This is a genomic window from Paraburkholderia sp. Clong3 (genome assembly GCF_050436485.1).
Taxonomy (GTDB): domain Bacteria; phylum Pseudomonadota; class Gammaproteobacteria; order Burkholderiales; family Burkholderiaceae; genus Paraburkholderia; species Paraburkholderia tuberum.
In genome coordinates, this window is record NZ_JBNDMH010000003.1 from 497,592 (window position 1) to 517,145 (window position 19,554).

The 19,554-nt window shown below is 61.7% G+C and carries 16 protein-coding genes; 5 read left to right on the forward strand and 11 right to left on the reverse strand.

The features are described from left to right. The first annotated feature begins 37 nt into the window (after positions 1 to 37). On the forward strand, positions 38 to 832 hold the full coding sequence (locus OKW30_RS25745; protein WP_184064400.1) for an enoyl-CoA hydratase/isomerase family protein: 795 nt from the start codon (positions 38 to 40) through the stop codon (positions 830 to 832). A 63-nt stretch (positions 833 to 895) separates the two neighbouring features. Next, positions 896 to 1,591: an SDR family NAD(P)-dependent oxidoreductase gene (locus tag OKW30_RS25750; RefSeq protein WP_184065002.1), complete on the forward strand. Its 696-nt coding sequence runs from the start codon at positions 896 to 898 to the stop codon at positions 1,589 to 1,591. Positions 1,592 to 1,652: 61 nt separating this feature from the next. Here the strand turns inward: OKW30_RS25750 and OKW30_RS25755 are convergent, their stop codons facing one another. Beyond that, positions 1,653 to 2,804 carry an NADH:flavin oxidoreductase gene (locus OKW30_RS25755; RefSeq protein ID WP_429347966.1) on the reverse strand — a complete coding sequence of 384 codons (1,152 nt, stop codon included), beginning with the start codon at positions 2,802 to 2,804 and terminating at the stop codon, positions 1,653 to 1,655. Positions 2,805 to 2,913: 109 nt separating this feature from the next. Here OKW30_RS25755 and OKW30_RS25760 point away from each other — a divergent pair, with 109 nt between their 5' ends. After that, entirely contained in the window at positions 2,914 to 3,378 is a 465-nt protein-coding gene (locus OKW30_RS25760; protein WP_429347967.1) for a PaaI family thioesterase, read from the forward strand. A gap of 33 nt (positions 3,379 to 3,411) precedes the next feature. On the opposite strand, the gene OKW30_RS25765 is transcribed toward OKW30_RS25760, so the two are convergent. From OKW30_RS25765 to OKW30_RS25790, 6 genes are all read right to left on the reverse strand, one after another. Further along, entirely contained in the window at positions 3,412 to 4,017 is a 606-nt protein-coding gene (locus OKW30_RS25765) for a TetR/AcrR family transcriptional regulator (RefSeq protein WP_429347968.1), read from the reverse strand. Between the two features lie 206 nt (positions 4,018 to 4,223). Next, the gene (locus tag OKW30_RS25770; protein WP_429347969.1) at positions 4,224 to 5,588 is read right to left on the reverse strand and encodes a hypothetical protein; all 1,365 of its coding nucleotides are present in this window, start codon (positions 5,586 to 5,588) and stop codon (positions 4,224 to 4,226) included. Positions 5,589 to 5,618: 30 nt separating this feature from the next. Next, positions 5,619 to 6,470 (reverse strand): oxidoreductase, encoded by an 852-nt coding sequence (locus OKW30_RS25775; RefSeq protein WP_184064410.1) that lies wholly within the window; start codon positions 6,468 to 6,470, stop codon positions 5,619 to 5,621. A gap of 36 nt (positions 6,471 to 6,506) precedes the next feature. Beyond that, the gene (locus OKW30_RS25780) at positions 6,507 to 7,892 is read right to left on the reverse strand and encodes a hypothetical protein (protein WP_429347970.1); all 1,386 of its coding nucleotides are present in this window, start codon (positions 7,890 to 7,892) and stop codon (positions 6,507 to 6,509) included. Continuing rightward, a complete protein-coding gene (locus tag OKW30_RS25785) occupies positions 7,892 to 8,812 on the reverse strand; it encodes an acyl-CoA reductase (protein WP_429347971.1) in 921 nt (306 codons plus the stop codon). Before OKW30_RS25785 ends, OKW30_RS25780 begins: the two co-directional genes overlap by 1 nt. A gap of 618 nt (positions 8,813 to 9,430) precedes the next feature. Then, positions 9,431 to 9,928: a MarR family winged helix-turn-helix transcriptional regulator gene (locus tag OKW30_RS25790; RefSeq protein WP_429347972.1), complete on the reverse strand. Its 498-nt coding sequence runs from the start codon at positions 9,926 to 9,928 to the stop codon at positions 9,431 to 9,433. A 112-nt stretch (positions 9,929 to 10,040) separates the two neighbouring features. Here OKW30_RS25790 and OKW30_RS25795 point away from each other — a divergent pair, with 112 nt between their 5' ends. Further along, entirely contained in the window at positions 10,041 to 11,180 is a 1,140-nt protein-coding gene (locus OKW30_RS25795) for a phosphotransferase (RefSeq protein WP_429347973.1), read from the forward strand. A gap of 22 nt (positions 11,181 to 11,202) precedes the next feature. Next, positions 11,203 to 12,156 (forward strand): SDR family NAD(P)-dependent oxidoreductase, encoded by a 954-nt coding sequence (locus OKW30_RS25800; RefSeq protein ID WP_429347974.1) that lies wholly within the window; start codon positions 11,203 to 11,205, stop codon positions 12,154 to 12,156. 270 nt (positions 12,157 to 12,426) lie between these two features. Here OKW30_RS25800 and OKW30_RS25805 read toward each other — a convergent pair whose 3' ends face one another. The 4 genes from OKW30_RS25805 to OKW30_RS25820 form a co-directional block, all read right to left on the reverse strand. Continuing rightward, the gene (locus OKW30_RS25805) at positions 12,427 to 12,771 is read right to left on the reverse strand and encodes a BON domain-containing protein (RefSeq protein ID WP_429292179.1); all 345 of its coding nucleotides are present in this window, start codon (positions 12,769 to 12,771) and stop codon (positions 12,427 to 12,429) included. 868 nt (positions 12,772 to 13,639) lie between these two features. After that, a complete protein-coding gene (locus tag OKW30_RS25810; protein WP_429347975.1) occupies positions 13,640 to 15,148 on the reverse strand; it encodes an efflux transporter outer membrane subunit in 1,509 nt (502 codons plus the stop codon). Between the two features lie 29 nt (positions 15,149 to 15,177). Further along, a complete protein-coding gene (locus OKW30_RS25815; RefSeq protein ID WP_429347976.1) occupies positions 15,178 to 16,317 on the reverse strand; it encodes an efflux RND transporter periplasmic adaptor subunit in 1,140 nt (379 codons plus the stop codon). A gap of 18 nt (positions 16,318 to 16,335) precedes the next feature. After that, positions 16,336 to 19,554, reverse strand: a complete 3,219-nt coding sequence (locus tag OKW30_RS25820) for an efflux RND transporter permease subunit (RefSeq protein WP_429347977.1) — start codon at positions 19,552 to 19,554, stop codon at positions 16,336 to 16,338.

Consider the following 19,554-nt stretch of genomic DNA (forward strand, 5'->3'; position numbering starts at 1 on the left):
CGTCCCGCGCGATTTCTTCATTATGAACAGGTTAGCCATGAATATTTCGGCCTATCAGGCGCTACTGCTCGAACGCGAAGGCGGCGTCTTGACCGTTACGCTCAACCGCCCGGAAACGTTGAACGCGTTCGATGAGCAAATGGACATTGAGATGTCGCGGCTTTTTCTCGATGTCGCGGAGGACGTTGAGACCCGTGTCGTGGTGTTGACGGGCGCAGGGCGGGCTTTTAGCGCGGGCGGCGATATCGAGCATATGCAGCAGGTCATCGACAACCCCACGCTGTTCCTCGAAGGCATGCAGCGTGCAAAGAAAATTGTCTTCTCGATGCTCGATTGTCCGAAGCCGGTCATCGCCAAGATCAACGGTCATGCAATCGGTCTCGGCGCGACGATCGCGCTGTTCTCGGATCTGAGCTACGCGGCCAATCACGCAAAGATTGGCGATCCGCACGTGAAAGTCGGCTTCGTGGCGGGCGATGGCGGCGCGGTGATCTGGCCGCAGCTCGTGGGCTATGCGAAGGCCAAGGAGTATTTGTTGACGGGGGACCTCGTCACCGCGGAAGAGGCGGCCCGACTGGGGCTCATCAATCATGCCGTACCGGCCGACCAGCTGGATGCCGTGGTCGACGCGATGGCGAAGCGTCTCGCAAACGGCGCTTCGCGCGCCATCCAGTGGACCAAGGCGTCGATCAACATCGGCCTGAAGCAACTTGCGCATGCCATTCTCGACGCGTCGATTGCATACGAGGCGCTGTCGAACCTGACGGAAGACCATCAAGAGGCGGTCAACGCGTTTCGCGAGAAACGCGAGCCGGTGTTCAAGGGACGTTGAGCTTTTACAGTGTCCGGCGCCAGCGGTACCCGCGGCGCCGGGCGCGGCGAGGGAGGGATGCTCATGCAACGGGTAGTGGCGATAACGGGTGGATTCGGCACGCTTGGGCGCACGGTTGGTCGCGTGTTTGCCGAGAACGGCTGGAAGGTCGCGCTGATCGACAAGGCGCTCGAGCCGGAGAACGCGAGCGCGGAGCAGCTGCATGCTTCCTGGTGGCGAGGAGGCGTCGAGCTGACTGATCTCGATGCGGCGCGCTCGGCGCTTTCCGCGGTCGTCGAGCAGCTTGGCAAGCTCGATGCGATCGTCAATGTAGCGGGAGGCTTTCGCTGGGAAACGCTGGCGGACGGCAGTCTCGACACCTGGGATCTGATGTACCGGACGAACGTGCGCACGGCGGCGACTGCGTCGAAAGCGGCACTCGACCATATTGCCGACAGCGCGGAGGGCGGACGCATCATCAATATTGGAGCCGGCGCTGCGCTGAAGGCGGGCGCGGGCATGGGAGCGTATGCGGCCTCGAAGTCGGGGGTGATGCGTTTGACTGAGGCGCTGGCCGAAGAACTCAAAGGCCGTTCCATTACCGTCAACGCTATCTTGCCAGGCATCATCGATACGCCACAGAACCGCAAGGATATGCCCGACGCTGACTTTTCCCGCTGGGTGCGGCCTGAAGAAATTGCCGAGGTGATTCTCTTTCTCGCGTCTGGCGCCGCGTCGGGGGTGACCGGTGCGTTGATTCCTGTCACCGGGCGTACGTAAAGATCCCGAACCGGAAATAGCAGTTGATGCCCGAGTCAAGGCGCCAACTGCAAATCGCGTTTCAGGTGAGGTGTGCGAGCGAGTCGTTGCTGAACCCGAGGAACGGCTCGCCAAGCCGTACGCGCCGCGCCCAGTTCGGATCATGTAGAAGCGAGCGTCCCACGCCAACAAGATCGAACTCGCTGCGTGAGAAACGATCGAGCAGGGCAGTGAGGTCGGGCTGCGCCGCTGTCGCGGCCCCGGCCATTGAATCGTAGTAGCCCTTGTTAATGCCGATCCCACCAACAGTCATCGAAAGCTTGCCGGTTACCTTCTTCATCCAACCGGCGAGATTCATCTCTGAGCCCGCGAATTCCGCCCGGTTGAAATAGCGGGTGCTCGCCTCGAAGATGTCGACGCCAGCATCCGCGAGCGGCGCGAGAATGTGCTCGAGTTCGTGCGGGTCGTTGGCGAGACGCGCGCGGAAATCCTGCTGCTTCCACTGGGAGAAGCGGAACGTGATCGGCATCGTCGCGCCGATCGCTTCGCGGATGGCACGGACAACCTCGGCGGCAAAGCGGCTGCGCGCCGTGAGATCCTTGCCCCATCGATCCGTGCGTTGATTGGTTTCTGCCCACAAAAAAGCGTCGATCAGATAGCCGTGAGCTCCGTGAATCGCGATGCCATCGAAGCCGGCGGCCGTCGCATAGCGCGCGCTTCGACCATAGGCTGCAATGACGTCCGCGATCTCGGCATCGGTCATCGGGCGGGTTGGCGGAATGACGCGCTCCATGTAACCTGCGTTGAGCGATGTCGTTCGTCCTTCCGGTCCCCACAATCCCGATGGGCGCAGTGGCGAGGCGGCCGGGAAGGGGCCCGTATTCGCCTCTTTCATGGGTCCCATATGCCACAACTGAGGAAAGATGATTCCGCCGCTAGCGTGAACTTCGTCCGTTACGCGTCGCCACGCGGCAACTGATTCCTCTCCGGCGAGCACTGGAATCGAATTTTCTCCGAGTCCAGCTTCACCGAGCGCCGCGGGGTGATCGACGCCGACGCCTTCCGTGATGATCAGGCCTGTCTCGCCCTGCGCACGCCGCTTGTAGTAGGCGGCGACGTCACTACCGGGCAATCCGTTCGGCGAAAAGCCGCGAGTCATGGGTGACATGACGATACGGTTGGCAAGCGTGACCCCGCGCACGGTGAGAGGCGAAAAGAGCGACGTGGTATTCATTGGTCATTCACATAGTTGACTTGTGTGCGGATAATGATACGCTATGTTCTATCGATGAAAAAGCAATATTGGCGCCGTCTCGCAGGCGGCGTTGAACAGGAGGATTGCATTGGAGCAAGCAGACTCATCGGCGGTAGACGCGCTCGAAGAGAGCGGCGCAAAGCTCATCCCGGAGGGCTTTGCATTGATGCCGGAGTTCGGTCCCTTCCATCGGATGTTCGGACCTACCTACTTTCGCAAGAGCGAATGCGGACACGTCGTCGGCATGTACGTTCGCGAAGCGCATCGCAACCTTGGCCAGATGATGCACGGGGGCGCTGTTTGCATGCTGGCAGACACCGCCATCACGTGGGCGAGCAAGTATTCGCGTCAACCGGCCGTCAGGGTGTTGACGACGGGCTTGACGGTCAATTTCATGGGAAACGCGAAGCCGGGCGACTGGGTGGAAGCACACGTCGACGTTCTACGTTCGGGAAAGCGGGTGATTTTCTCCGACTGCCGGATCTGGGCGAATGCGAAATGCATCGCCCAGGCGTCGGGGCAATTCCAGGTGATGGGTGAAATTGACAGCTAGTGCGTCGGCGAGACCTGGATGGCCGCGCGAACGTTACGGCATTGACCGGGCTCGAACCTTATCCAGTGCCGCACGGTACCTCCACGCGGTCAACAGAAGCCGATGAATCCGCGCAGCCCGGCGTTTCCGTTCGGAACGAGTGGTCTGAACCGCGAGGTGCACCTCGGGCGCGCCTGTGACCAGTGTGAGAAGATCGCGCGCCGCGTTCGAGGGATCGTCGATGGCGATTACGCCGCTGAGCGCGGCGGCTTCCAGAACGCCGGTTAGCGGCTCCAGCATCGTCACCACGAACTGCAGAAACTGCTTTGCGACATCGGGAAAGCGAATCGCCTCGCCAATGACCATGCGTGAAGTGTGCATGCTGTCCGGTATTGCCATGTGTTCGACGAGCGCATCGATAAGGGATGCCATGTTCGTCGAAAAATCGCGGCCCGGTTCCAGGTGTTCCGAAATCTTGCCGCGCAGATCGGCCATCCCGCGCCAGACGATGGAGCGAAACAGCTCTTCTTTCGTGCCGAACTGGCGATACACGGTCGTTTTGCTGACGCCAGCCAGCGATGCGATTTCCTCGACCCTGGCGGCGCCGAAACCTTCTCTGATGAACACGGATTTGGCGGCTTCGAGCAGCCGCTCGCGCAACTGAACTGCATCGTCGTGGGTGGGCCGGCCAGCCGTTCGAGGTTTGTCCGCCGCAGCGAGCCGCGAGGCTCCGTTGGGAGCCTGAACTGACATAGGTTTGTACATCGGGGAGTGTTTGATGTCGGAATCAGGACATCAGTATACTCATGAGCCCAAGGGGGCGCCAGTCATGGCGCCCCTGGGGCTCGGACCGCGCGCAGCAGGGCTCAAACGTTGATCATGCCACGTACATACGACTCCATCGTGCCGGCGCACGAGAGCTTGTCTTCGCCTTCTTCGAGATCGGCGTAGCGGCCGACTTGACGGACCAGCGGCCCTTGCAGGCCGTCGGTGTTCCCCGCCGGTGAAAAGTCGACCACGACCTTGTCGCCGGTGATGAAACCACCCCAGTATCCTTCGGCCAGCAGATCGAAAAACGCGAAGCGCCCCTCAACGACGCCCAGTCCATCCGCAGGATTCAGCAGTTGCTCTCCCGCCTTGTCGAGGACGAACGGGACGATCCACGGGCAGATTGCATAGCCCTGCGCAACTTCCGACCAGGGGCCGGTCCCGATCATCTCGGACATGCCATAACTGTTCTGGACGTTCTCGGCACGAATACCGTAGAAGCGGATGATTTGCTCCCGATAGTCGGCGGGGGCCGAGGTGCCCTTCAAGCCGCCACCGGTGGTGATTACCGTATCCGGATGGCAGATGCCATCGGCGATGCCGCGCTGACGGGCGCGCTCGGCGAGCGTCCAGTGCAACGACCAGTTGCCCTGGACGAGCACGGGAACTTCGCGCTGCGCGGTGAGCTTGTCGAGAAACCGGTCGATCATCTTGCCGGTATGACGTTGGCGCGCCACCGCCTGCTCCTGAAACGCCGCGACCTCGCTCGGTTTCGCGGAGCCGTCGGCGATTGCGCGGCGCATGCGGCCCATCGAAATCGTTGCGGATGCGAGCACCGGTTCGTCGAACATCAGCGTGGTTTCCGCGCCGAGCCGTCGCGCTGCGTTCAGTACCGGTTCGATATGCCGATGCGCGCCAGCAGGCGGCATCATGAGGAAAGCCGGGCGCTTGCCGAAATCTCTTCGGATCATTGCGTTGCCATAGACGCCCAGCTTCACGCACGACTCGGTGACATTGTCGAGATCGGCTTGCGTCTGACTGATGAAGCTGCACTTGCCGGATGTGCCGCTCGAACTGAAAACATGGTGTCCCGCTGTGCGCAGACGGTCCATCCATGCGTCGACGTTGTCCGCGCCGTCCAGATCGACTTCGGCTACCCGTTTGCTCGATAGCGTTTGCAGCCATGCCGAAAGATGCTTCCAGCGGCCGTTGTCGATGAATGACTCGGGGTAGCTCTTGTAGATCTGATGCGCGAACAGCAGGGGCACCATATCTTCATGGCGGGTCACCTCGTTGACGCCGACATCTTCCGCTCTGCGACGCAGTAGCCTGATCTGTTCGCGGCGCTCGGCGAAGCGCTCTTTCATGGCAGCGAGCTGAAGCTCGCGAAGGTTCTCGGGGTGCTTGCGAAACGGGTCGCTTTCATCGCGCAGCATTGCATAGAACGGGTCCAAAGCGGACATGTCGTCTCCAGGGCTATGAGTTGCCAGGCGTCAGTGGTCGAAGTTGGTGGAACTCGACACGTCGAGCCAGGCTTCGAGGTTGTGTTGCACGGACGAAAGTTTCTTCCGAACGACGTCGACGGCGTCGGGACCTAGTGGTAGCCGCAGCGGCGGGCTGTCTGCGGAAACCGCGCGCACGATGGCGTCGGCAGCCTTTGCCGGATCGCCCGTTTGCGTGCCGTGGTAGCTGCTCATGTAACGACGCATCTTGCCCACGGTCTCCGTATAGACGGGTGATTCGACCTCGCTCCACTTCAGCGATCCGCCTGCGAAATTGGTGCGGAAGCCACCCGGCTCGACCACGGTCACACGAATCCCGAACGGGCTCAGTTCACGAGCGAGCGATTCCGAAAGCCCTTCGATCGCATGCTTCGAAGCGCAATAGAAACTGCAGCCCGCGATGCCGATCACGCCGGCGACCGACGAGAAGTTCACGATATGACCGCGGTTGCGCTCGCGAAAATGAGGCAGTACGGCGCGTATCACGTTGACCGTTCCAAACACGTTGGTATCGAACAGCTGACGTGCTTCCGCGTCGGAGACCTCTTCAAATGCGCCGAAGAGACCGTAGCCCGCATTGTTGACGAGTACGTCGATCGGTCCCGCGCGCTCGATGGCCTGCTCGACGCCGCGACGCACCGCTGCCGCGTCGGTCACGTCAAGCAGCACACCGTGCGCGTGTCCGGGTGCGAGATTTTCGAACGGCGTGATCTGTGCGTCATTCCGAACGGTCCCGACCACTTTGTCGCCACGGGCGAGGACCGCTTGCGCAAGGGAACGGCCGAAGCCGGACGAAACGCCGGTAATGAACCACACGGCTGGGCTTGTCTGTGTTTCAGTCATTGTCGATTGGCCTTCAGATGAGTAGGAAACATCGATTTAGTTGGCGGTCCGGGCCTCGGTCATGTCGGCGATCTCTCCGCGGACGTAGGCGTCGATCGTTCCCGCGCATGACAGCTTGTCGTCGCCGCCGGGCAAATCCTTGTAGCGCACCACGTCGCGAATGATGGGCGTGCGCACGCCGTCGATGCCGTGACCGAACTCCACGATGACCTTGTCGCCGCTGATCACACCGCCCCAGCGCCCGTCCGCGAGCAGGTCGATGATGGCGAGCCGTCCCTCGACGATGCCTTTCCCGTCCGCAGGATTAAGCAGTTGTTCGCCGGTCGAGTCGAGCACCAGCGGGACGAGCCAGGGCGGGACCGTCCACGCCTTCGCTTCGTGAAACCACGGGCAAAAGCCCGATACTTCGCCCATGCCGTAGCCGTCGTTGAAGTTGGTCGGGTTGAAGTTGAAGAAGCGCTCGCACTGTTGCTGGAAATCTTCTGGCAGGTTCGCACCCTTCTTGCCGCCGCCGATACTAATGATCGTGTCGGGGTGAAAGTCGGCGTCGGGAATGCCACGCTGGCGCGCCGTAGCGACGATCTGATAAAGCATCCCCATCATGCCCATGATGAACATGGGCTCGTGACGCCGTTCGAGCAGTTGGTCGATGAACTGCCGGAAATCGGCTTGTACGCGTTCGCCGCGTTCTCGGCTTTCGTTCTGGAAGGCTTCGATTTCACTGGGGAGCGCGGTGCCGTCCGCGATGGCCCGCCGCATGCGCGCCATGCGCGTGGTGTGCGCGGCGCTTTGCGGCACATCCGACATGTAATGAAGGTCGCCCGGCATCGCAATCGATTCGGCGAATTTCGCCATGCGCTCCGTTCCGGTGTAGGAGCCGGAGGAGGGTGTCAGAAGGAACACGGGATAGCGACGCGACGGATCGCGCATGCCGCTCGCCGCCCAGCGAATGCCTTGGGAGAGGAGGCGCCAGCCGAGTTCGCGGTCGGCTTCGCTCTGGTAAATGAAGGACTGCTTGCCCGAGGTCCCGCTCGAACTCATCACATAACGGCCGTTTCGACGCAGCGCATGGATCCAGTCGTCGAGATCGGCGATCGTGCCGTAGTCGAATCCGTCGATCTTGCGGGTTGTGAGCGTTTGAAGCCACGCTGTGAGGTGGCGCCATTTTCCCTGCTCGATGAACGAATCGGGATAGCTCTTGTAGACGGAGTCGGCAAAAAGCAATGGCACGGCGTCGCTCATGCTCTTCACTTCCGTCACTCCGGCTTCGCTGGCTCGCTTGTCGAGAATGCGAATCTGCTGCCGGCGCTGCGCGAAGCGCTCGCGCACGGCTTGCAGTTGCGCGGCATGGAGGCGTTCCGGCGCGTTGCGGAAGGGGTCTTGAAGATCCGTGAGCTGAAGCAGCGCGGAAAGGGCTTGCATTATCGGGTCTCCTCCGGATTCGGGCCCGATTCCTCCGAGACCCATTTCATGAATCGATGGATCGGGAACATGCCGTCATGCGGATAGCCGCCAACCCCATCTGAAATAGACTCGCCCAGCGCCACGATGCGTTGCACGCCAGCACACGCGAGTGCGTCGCGCACCTCTGTGACCCGGTGCGGCGGATAGATGCCGACCGTTTGCGTGGCGACGGTCGCACAGCGCGCACCGTCGCGCAGGCTTGCCACGGGAACGACGTTGACGGTCTTGCAAATGGGATGAAAATCGACCATTTCTTCCGAGCGAATGACGAGCCCCTTGCCGTCGTATCCACCGAACACCCGGTAGAGCGGCTCCATCTCACGCAGCACATCAACCGCTTCGCGAATGTCGCTGGGCACCAGCGGGCCCTGGCCGTCGCCATAGCGAAAGTCCTGGCCGAGTGCCAGCGCCAGTTGCTCGGCATAGCGGTCGGCGTCGTCTTCGTCGCCTTCGATGAATTGATACCGGCTCGCATTGCACGCGTCCTGGTTGAACGACAGCACATCGGCTGCGCCGGCACGCGCGACGTCGCGCAGCACCTCGTCGGATGCAAAGGCTTCACGGCCGACCAGCGAGATAGATACCTTCGGATCGAACGCGACCAGCTCGAGCCCGGGGCCAGCGTAGCGCATCACGTGCCGAACCGCGCTGTCGCCGCCCCATACGACAATCTTGTCGAAGTACTGCGGACGATAAAGAATCGACTCGACATGTTCGTCTCCACCGCGCCAATACGCAGCCGAAAACGACTGGGTGACGGGATGATCCGGGTCGATGTCGGCCATCGTGCGCAGAATTGCAGTGGCCGTGAAAAGATCGTTCGAAGGCAGCTTGAGCAGGTGGACGCCTTTCGTCAGCGCTGCGCGCATGACCGTCATGGCTGCCACCATCGGCGAGTTGCCTGCGAGCACATGTACGAGGCGCGGTGCAAACGCGCGCAGACGACTCGGGCGCCCGCGCAGCGTGCGTGCCCACCCAACCGTCGACGAGGCGCGCGTCGCCAAGACTTACGCGCAACTCGTCCTCGATCACCTCGCGTGCGAAAAGGTTGGGAATGTCGCGATAGCAGTTTTCGAGAATCCGTCGCCCGAGCGGACTCACTTTGATCATTGACTCGAGCGCGGCCTGCATCAGCGGATTGACGTCCAGATGCAAACGCGGCCCCAGTTCGACAAGAAAGTCGATAACCTTCGCAATCGGCATATCGAAGGCGGGGCCTGACTCAGCTCGCGGCCACACGAGGTCGTCAAGGTCGATCCTGGGCGTGCAGAAACCTTGGCCAAGATCACGCGACACGTGTCTGATGGCGCTTCCGGTGACAGTGCGACCGCGGTATACGTGAGGAACCGGCAGCGGCGCGAGGCTGGGCTCCTGCGCCGGGTTCCCGCGTTGCCTTTCTGTTGTTTCGGGGTGCTCCATAAAAGCTCCTTTTCAAATATCGATACGCGTTGACCTGGGGCGCAGACGCTGGTCCATTCCGGGCTTGCTATCGCTAGTCAGCTCAGATTGACGATCATCCGATCGAGTAAATGTTTGACGGTTCGGACTTCTTCGACCGTGAAGCCGCGAAGCTGCCGATTGCTTGCATCGACGATGTGCGGCAGGGTTCCGCGCAACAACTGGCGGCCGTTTGCAGTCAGTGTGAGCTCGACACAGCGTCGGTCGGAAGTGCTGCGAATTCGTTTAATCAAGCCTCTTTTTTCAAGCGAATCGAGCTTGCGGGTCATGATGCTGCTGTCAGCGAGCAGCACCCGGCACAAGGCAGTAGGTGTGCGAGCACGTCCGTCGGACAGTGCTTTCAGGATTCCCCACTGTATTGCTGAAAGCTCGCTCGCAGCGAGCTTTCCGTCGATTTCCGCGCCAAGCAGAAGATGAACCAGGTTCATCTTGAACGCGACACTATCTTCAGTACGGTATTCCTCTGGCGCAAGTCTCTGTGCGAGTTCGGCGCCAGCCGGTTCTCGCTCGAGCGTGACGGAGTCGGATAGATTCATCGATTTCCTGCCAAAAAAGTAGCTGCATTTGCAAGCAACTATATGCACGGCATTCAAAATATGCAACGATAGGCGAGGTGTGGTTTTCCCCATGCTGCGACGGGGAGCAGGTATGCGCGACGATGCGCACGCGTCTTTTTGTTTGCAATCTTCGGGAGGAACCTTGTCGGAATCTGGTGTGGTAAGTGACATGGCGTTGCCTGTCGCTGTTGAGGAAGTGACCGCAAAGTGGCTAACCTCCGCGATCGCGTTCCGCTTTCCCGGCGCCGAAGTAACTTCGTGCCGGCACGTGGAGGTATTGGCGGGTACGTCGACCAAGGTACGTGTCGCTGTCGAGTACAACGACGCGGGACAGGCAATGGCGCTGCCGGCGCGCATGATCGTCAAGGGCGGTTTCGAGGATCACAGTCCTTCGATGAGAGACATGTATCGCAATGAAATGCGTTTTTATCGCGACGTTCTACCGTTCATCAACATGAACGCGCCCAGATGCTTCTTTGCAGGCACGGATCCTGACGCCTGGCAATCGGTCGTAGTGATGGAAGACCTGAGCGAGCGTAACGTTCAGTTTTGCCGTGCCCAGCAATCGCAGGGCTACGAACAAGTCGCCCTACGGTTGAGTGCGATGGCGCGCTATCACGCGCAAACATGGAACAGCCGGGAGTTCGACAAGGGCGGTCGGCTCGAATGGGTGGGAGAGCGCTTTTCGGACTGGTCGCTGGAATACCAGAACCGATACCTCGAACCGGACGTCTGGGCCCACTACATCTCGCTGCCGAGAGGAGCGGCAGTAAGCCGGTATCTGCACGATCGGGACTGGATGATGGCATCTCTCGCGCGCATTGCGCGCGAACATAAGAGCAAACCGGTATGCCTTATTCACGGCGATACGCATCTGGGAAATCTGTACGTCGAAGCTGACGGGACGCCAGGTTTTTTCGATGCCCAGGTCAGTCGGGCGCCTTGGAGCCTCGAGGTCGCCTACCACATAGGGTGTGCACTCGATATCGAGGACCGTCGCTCATGGGAGCGGTCGCTGCTCGAACACTATCTTTCGCAGCTGGCGATTGGCGGAGTCGAGGCGCCTGATTTCGACGAAGCGTGGAACGACTATCGACGCGATCTCGCGTATGGATACTTCATCTTTGCGATTAACGAAACCCGCTTCCAGACCGAAGCAGTGAACACCGCGTATGCGGCACGCTTTGGCGCGGCATTGTTGGATCACGGCACGGTGCGCGAATCGACATGATCCAGGCCAATAATGCAACCGTATGTTGCATTATTGGCTTCGCGAGACTAAGCTCGACCATCGGCAGCCTGCTGGCGAGTTATGGCTTGAACGTGAACGTGCCGGTGCTCGCTCGAACGTTCAAGATGACAGTCGACTTTCATCAACCGATTACAGCATGCCTGTTCCGAAAATCTTTCATCAACGTTTAAGCGGCAAGATCGCGATCGTGACCGGCGCAGGATCGCTCGGTCAGGGTTTTGGCACGGGCAAGGCCATTGCCTGTCTTTTTGCGGCGGAAGGCGCGTCCGTCTGTCTCGTCGATCAGCAGTACGAGCGGGCGGCGGAAACGCTCGCGCTGATCACGGAAGCGGGCGGCAGAGCGTTCGTATCGACCGGCGACATCACGGACGGCGCCGTCTGTGCGCGCATTGTGGAAGAGACCGTTCAGCGGTATGGAGGTCTGGACATTCTCATCAACAACGTCGGTATCTCAGGCGCGCCGGGGAGATTGCAGGACGTCGACGAAGCGTCCTGGGACCGTGTGATCGACGTCAATCTGAAAAGTGCGTTCTTGATGAGCCGAAGTGCGGTGCCGAATATCGTGGCACGCGGGGGCGGGGCCATCGTCAACATCGGTTCGGTCGCAGGCATCCGCAGCCACGGGTCGGCCGCGTATGGCTCGTCAAAGGCGGGAATGGTCGGCTTTACGCGTGAACTCGCGGTGATGTACGGCCGCGATCAGGTTCGCGCCAACGCGATTGCTCCGGGGCATATTTTTACGCCAATGGTGGAAAGCATGCTTGACGATAAGGCTCGCGAACGTCGCCGCAAGATCGCGCCCCTCCCATTGGAGGGAGATGCATGGGACGTCGCGGCCGCCGCGCTGTTTCTCGCCAGCGACGAATCGCGATTCATTACTGGCACGTGCTTACCCGTGGACGGTGGCGTGACGCAGATTGCGGCGCTTGCGGCGTACGATCTGGTCCAGCAATAGCCACCGTATCGGGCGGGGTACGTCGGGCAGCAAAGCGTCACTTTCCGCTGTGCTTTCCTGGCCAAATTTTCTGGTAACTTAGCGGGGCCGAATTTGACCCGCGTTACAGGAAACGGCACCTGTCTGGCACTGGCATGGCCGTCGAATTGCGGGTCATGCCAATCGCCCCTTTGCTCGACCCTGGATAAATATCGCGCTCGATCCGAACGATCTGTCGATGTTCGTCCAGGTCGTCCGCGCCTGGTTCATCTGTTTTCCGGCAAACGCGCGTCATTGCGGCCTGAGGTGCAGATCGTTGCTCACGGATTGCACCCCCGGCACGCCGCGCGTCACGGCAAGCGCTTTCTGAATCTGTGCCTCCGAATCCACGTATCCTGACAACTGCACGACGCCTCGATACGTCGCGACGCTCATCGGCAAGGGTCTCAGTTCCGGGTTCGCGACGAGCGCCTGCTTCACCCGGGCGGCGAGCGCAGCGTCGTCAGCGGCGATCTTCCCCGGCGCTGTCAAGGGCGGCGTCACCGTGGACTTACAGCCGCTGGTGAACACGAACGCTGGCAATGCGAACGCCGCGACGAGCAGCAATCGGCTTTTGATGTATGGCGCGTTTCGCATGTCGGCTATGAAATCCTGATTCGATAAGCGCTAAATGGTGGGCTGAAAAGCGGGCCGAGTGGCGAAGGGATACGGCGTATCTCGGCTTACAAGCTACCTGTATTGGCAGGGCAACCCTTCGCGTCGATTTGGCGAGGCGAATCAGGCGTAGCAATTGCGCAGGTACGAGAGAACGAGTGTCTGACTATCGCCATTGCAGTTTCCCACGAACTGCATACGTTAGCTGAGGACGGTATCTGAAGAAGTTTTCCCATGTCTGAGCCTGTCAATCCTCCTAATACCCGGGCGAGCGGGCCCCTTGCGGAAGGTCAGGCTTTCTGTGTGTTCCGCGACGCCCGATACGCAAACATGCTCGACATAATTTTCGCGTTCTCTGGTCTTGTAGTGTTCAACGAAGGCGACGTTCCAAGAGCTGCGAGCTACAGCTGATTTCACAAAGCCCGGCAAAAATACGCATAACTTCGATGGCTCCGAAATTCGAGGGCTTTGATTAGCCGTCTGACGTCAGCTTCGATCGCGGTCCCGGCTACGACAGACACCGCGATTATGCAAAGCATACGAGGCCAGTTAGTCGAACGGCCTCGGCAGATTTTGCGGCTTTCCCAGGCAACTTTGCATAATCACGAGCTTTGCATAATCGGCCAATCCGGCCATTCGAGAAGCCATGATTTTGCGTGGCAGCGAACGGCCGCTATAGAGAAGGTCGAACCTCCACTTACGGCCACTCTGAACCACTCGAACCAGATTGGCCACGGTCTGCTTGCGGGCCGACAGGATGACAATCCGAGCGGTCCGGAATGGCTTGCCAGGACCATGACTGTGCCGCATGGTTCCGGGCGACGGGAGGGCATGCTCGCGATGAGGATCATTAGCCGCGGTCACGCACCACATCGCTGCGGTTCCACCATCCGCCGCCGACAGCCTGAAAGAGTGCGACGGTATCGGAATACCGGGTGGCATGAGTCTGGACGAGGCTGATGCGGGCCTGCTGGTACGTCCGCTGCGCGTCGAGCAGCGCAAGATAGCTGATCGCGCCAACGTGGAACTCGCGCTGGGACACAGCGAGGCTGTCCGCCGCCGCCCGCTCGGCTGCTGCCTCGGCCACCACTGCGTCCGCATCTGATTGCAGCGCTCGCAACGCATCAGCCACGTTCTGAAACGCCGAGATGACGGTGTTGCGATACTGCGCCGCTGCTGCATCGAAAGCGTCAATTGCGGCGCGGCGCCGGTGCAGCAACGTTCCACCTTCGAAGAGGGGCTGCGTGAGTCCCGCTCCCAGGTTCCAGATCGCGCTTCCCGGCGAAAACAGCGCATCGTTGGTCTCGCTGCCATAGGCGGCGCTGAGCGTGAGTTGCGGCAACATATTGGCGGTCGCGACGCCGATCTCTGCGCTAGCGGCGTGCAGTTGCGCTTTCGACGCGCGAATGTCCGGACGCTGCTCGACGAGTGTCGACGGCAGGCTGACCGGCAACGTGTCGGGCAACTGCAGCGACGCGAGATCAAACGTCTCGACCAGCTCGTCACTCGGGAAGCGGCCAAGATAGGCCGTGAGCTGATTGCGGGTCAGCGCCAGTTGCTTTTGCAGCGGCGGCAACTGCGCGCGGGTTTGCGCCAGCGTGGCCGCCTGCGCGAGTACCGCCGCATTGGCGACGGCGCCGATCGCGAATTGCCGTTTCAATCCCGCGAGTTGCTGCGTCTCGATGTCGACGATCTCCTCTGTGGCTGCAATCTGCGCCCGCAACGAAGCCTCCTGTACGGCGGCCGTGGCGACGTTCGACGTCAAGCTCAGATAGCTCGCCTCGAGTTCGAAGCGTTCGTACTCGGCTTGCGCGGCGAGCGATTCGATCTGCCGGCGCGTACCGCCCCAGATGTCGAGCAGGTAGGTGACGCTCACCGAGGCGTTGTTGAGCCTGAAGACCGGCACCGCGGTCGAGATCCCGAACGGCGAGCCCGAAATCTTCTCGCGAGCAGTCGAGATGTCCGCACTCACCGTCGGGAACAGCGCCCCTTGTGCTGCGTAAAGCGCTTCGTTGGCCTCGCGAAGGGTGGCCTGCGCCGCCTGCAGGCTCGGGTTGGCCTCAAGCGCACGTTCTACGAGTGCGTTCAGCGCAGCCGAGTGGAATAGCGTCCACCATTGCCCCGGAATGTCGAGAGCTTGCACGAAGCGCTGCGCCTCGCCGCCGTGGACGTCCGACGCGACGGTTCGCTCCGGCAGCGGCTCCCGCGTATAGCCGCTGACCTGCGGCGGCCCCGGTGGCTCGAAGTCAGGTCCGACTTCGCAGCCGCCAAGCAGCGTCGCCGCCGAAAGCGCCGCGCAGGCGGCGCTGCGGCAACATGCTGCCCGGGGGTGACGCGCAAAGCCGGGGTTCGATGTCATTGCTGCGCGCTCCTCATGTTACGGGCCGCTTACGAAGGCTTCGCCGCAACCGGTTTCACGGCCATGCCGGGGCTGAGCTTGAGGAGATTGCCGACAACGACCGAATCGTCCCGAACGACGCCCTTCCTGACCGCGACAAGTGGCCCGTAGTCCGAGCCGAGGGTCACGTAGCGCTGCTCGACGCGCTTGTCTGCGCCGACGACGTAGACGTATTTGCCAAGCTGGTTGGAGCCGACGGCCACTTGTGGCACCAGCAGCGTGTTGGGTGCGTCCGCGACGTGCAGGCGCACGCGGATGAATTGCCCCGGCAGCAACGTGTGATCCGGGTTCTCGACGGTCGCGCGGGCGGTGATGGTGCCGCTGCTGCGCCCCACGTTGTTGTCGAGAAACGTGAGCCTGCCACGGTACTGCGGGCTCGCGCCCTGACCGACGATGACCTCGGCCGCGATGGTCCCCTTCGCCTGATCCTGCTGGATAGTGGCGAGATCGGTGTCCGGCGGATTGAAGGTGGCATAGATCGGGTCGAGCTGCACGAGGGTGTTGAGCTGGGTCCCCGTGCTGCTGATGAGCGCACCTTCATGCACCTGACTCAGGCTGAGACGCCCGGAGAACGGCGCGCGGATCTTCGTAAAGTCGAGATTGAGCAGCGCCGTCTCGATGAGCGCATGATCCGCCGCGAGCGCGGCCAGGTCCTGATGCTCGGTGCTCGCGGACTGCTGCAGCGTATCGATCGACACGTCGCCCGTCTCGCTCATCAGCGTATTGCGGCGATGGCTGGCGATGGCATATTCGAGCGCCGCCGCATCCTTTGCCGCCTGCGCCCTCGCCTGATCGAGCGCCGCCTGATAACTGCGCGGATCGATCTCATACAGGAGTGTGCCCTTGCTCACGTCCGAGCCATCGGACACCCCCTGCTTCGCCAGGTAGCCGGTCACCTGCGCCTGAAGCCTGACGGTGCGGATCGCGTCCGTGGTGCCGACATATTCGAGGTAAACCGGCACGGTATGCTCGACCACCTGGGTTACGGGCACCTCGGTGGGGGCGGCTGGGTCCGGCGCGGGCGGGCTGCCGGTAGCATGTCGCGCTCCCCCACCTGTGAACGACAGGACGCAGACGACTACGGCGATCGCCAGGCCTGTGGCTACAACGCGAAATTTGCCGACTCTCATTGCGCCGTTGCTCCCCGATCAATCTCCGGACGCCGCCTCGCCGCCATCGCGAGGCGCGCGACCGATACGTTCGAGCACGGCCTCACGCAAGTGCTCGATCACCGTGTAGAAGATCGGCACGAATCCCAGGCTGAGCAGGGTGGCGGCGAGCATGCCGCCTACCACCGTCGTCCCGATCGACCGGCGGCTCGCGGCGCCCGCGCCGGAGGCGATCATCAATGGGACGGCGCCAAAGATGAACGCGAACGCGGTCATGAGGATCGGGCGCAGACGCAGGCGGGCCGCCTCGGTCACCGCCGCGACGATATCGAGGCCGGCTTCGCGGCGCCGCTTGGCAAATTCGACGATCAGGATCGCGTTCTTCGCCGCCAGCCCGATCAGCAGGACGAAACCAATCTGCGCATAGATGTCGACCTGCATGTGGCGCAGCCACAGCAGCCCCAGCGCGCCGAACAGGGCTAGCGGCACCGTGAGGATGATGGTGAACGGCAACGTCCAGCTCTCGTATTGCGCGGCGAGGAACAGGAACACGAAGGACAGCGCGAGCGCGAAGACCATGCCCGCGACCGAGCCGGCCTGCAGCTCCTGATAGGTAATGCCCGTCCAGTCATAGCCGAAATCCGCCGGCAAAACGCGCGCCGCGCGCTCCATCGCCGCGATCGCCTGGCCCGAACTGTAGCCAGGCGCCGCACTGCCGGTGATCTCCGCGGCACCGTAGAGGTTGTAATGAGGCACCGTGTCCGGCCCCACCGTCGGTTCGAGCCGGCCGAGCGTGCCCAGCGGCACCATGCTTCCCTCGGCGTTGCGCACGTAGAGCCGTGACAGGTCGCTGCGGTTCCCGCGGGCGTTGTCGTCGGCCTCGAGCAACACCTCGAAGGTGCGGCCGAACAGCGTCACATTGTTCACGTACAGCGAGCCGAGATAGATCTGCATCGTATTGAACACATCGCTCAGGTTGAGCCCGAGCAGCTTCGCCTTCACGCGGTCGAGATTGAAATCGTATTGCGGCGTCGAGGTGTTGTAGCTGGTGAGCAGGGTGCGCCGCTCGAGTTCGGGCTGTTGCCGCGCCTGGGCGAGAAAGGCCTGGGTCGCCTCGCCGAGTGCGGCACTGCCCCGGCCGCTCAGGTCCTCGATTTCGAAATCGAAGCCGCCGAAGGTGCCGAGGCCGGCAATAGTCGGTGGAATCAGTGCAAGCGCCACCGCCTCCGGAATCCGATTGAGCTTCGGCTGTACCGTGGCGATGAGGTTGGCGACGCTCTGCTTCGCACCTCGCTCGTCCCACGGCTTGAGGATCACAAACTGGGCCGCACTGTTCGACGTCGTGCTGCGAGTGATGAAATTCAGACCGCTGATGGACAGCACGTTCGCCACGCCGGGTGTCGCCCTCAGGATCGCGCGGGTCTTCTCCACCACGGCTTCGGTGCGTTGCAGCGAAGCGCCATACGGGAGTTGCGTAATCACATAGAAATAGCCGGGATCTTCAACCGGCAAAAAGGCGGAAGGAATCGTCGAATGGAGCAGCCAGGTCACACCCAGGCCGCACGCGAAGACCGCCAGCGCGAGCCAGCGCAGCCGGATCAAGCCGCGCAGCGAATTCGCGTAGTGGCTGCGCGCCCAGTTAAAGCCTTGATTGAACTTGCGAAACAGGATGAACCGTGGCGGCCTGTCCCGTCGCAACAGCAACGCGCAGAGCGCCGGACTGAGCGTCAGGGAATTGAACGCCGAGAGCGCCACCGAAATGGCGATGGTCAACGCAAACTGATTGTAGAGACGGCCCGTCACGCCCGGCAGGAAGGCGATCGGCACGAACACGGCGCCGAGCACTGCCGAGGTGGCAACGATCGGCCCCGTCACTTCCCGCATCGCCGCCTTGGCCGCAGCCATGGGCGTAAGCCCGCTCTCGAGTTGGCGTTCGACATTCTCGACCACGACGATCGCATCGTCGACGACGAGGCCGATAGCGAGGACCATGCCGAGCAGGCTGACCGTGTTCAGCGAAAAGTCGAGCACCAGCATGATCGCGAGGGTGCCGATGAGCGCCACTGGAATGGCGATCATCGGAATGAACGTGGTCCGCCAGCTCTGCAGGAACAGGAACACGACGCCCAGCACCAGCAGCAGCGCAAAGCTAAGCGTCTTCATCACCTCGACCATCGAGGCGGACACGAACATGGTGGTGTCGTAGGTGATGCCCCACGCGATCCCTTTCGGGAAGCGCTCTGCAAGCGTCTGCATCGTGGCCTTGACACGCTGGTCGAGGTCGAGCGCATTAGCGCTCGGCAACTGGAAGACGGCGAGCAGCGCCGCCGGGTGTTCGTTCACGGAGGCGCTAGAGGTGTACTGAAGTGCGCCCAGATCGATGCGCGCCACGTCGCGCAGATACACAGTTGCGTCGCTCGCCGTGCCGGCGCGCAGCACGATATTGCCGAATTGCTGCGCGTCCGCCAACTGGCCGTGGGTGTTGATCTGGTATTGGAACGTCGTGCCCGCCGGCGCCGGCGCCTCGCCGAACTTGCCTGCGGCGACCTGCACATTCTGCTCGGCGATCGCATGCTGGACATCGGTGGCTGTCATGCCGAGCGCGGCGAGCTTGTCGGGGTCGAGCCAGATGCGCATCGAGTAGCGGCGTTCGCCGAAGATCGTGACATCGCTCACGCCGGGCAGGCGCTTGAGCGAGTCGACGAGCTGGAGATAAGCGTAGTTGCTGAGGGTGACAGGATCGATCGAGCCGTCTGGCGAATAGAGATTCACCGCCAGAACAAAGTTCGGGTTCTGCTTCTGGATGGTGATGCCGGCCTGATTGACGATGCTGGGAAGCTGCGCCGTCGCCTGCGAGATGCGGTTCTGCACATCGACCGCGCCGATGTCGATGTTGTAGCCGACGTTGAACGTGACGGTGATCGTGGACGTGCCATCGTTGGCACTCACCGACGACAGGTAGCTCATACCCGGCACGCCGTTGATCTGCTCTTCGAGCGGCGCGGTGACGGTGTCCGCCACGACCTGCGCGCTCGCACCCGTATAGGTCGACTTGACCAGAACCTGTGGCGGCGTGATCTGCGGAAACCGCTCCACCGGCAGGTTGAACCAGGCAATGAGCCCCGCGAGCACCATGATGATGGCGATCGACGATGCGAAGATCGGACGCTCGATAAAGAAATCGACCATTGACCTCGCCCCGAGTCCCAGGTAGCTTGACGGAAACGCGCCGGTATAGTTTCCGCCGTCGGTAGACAT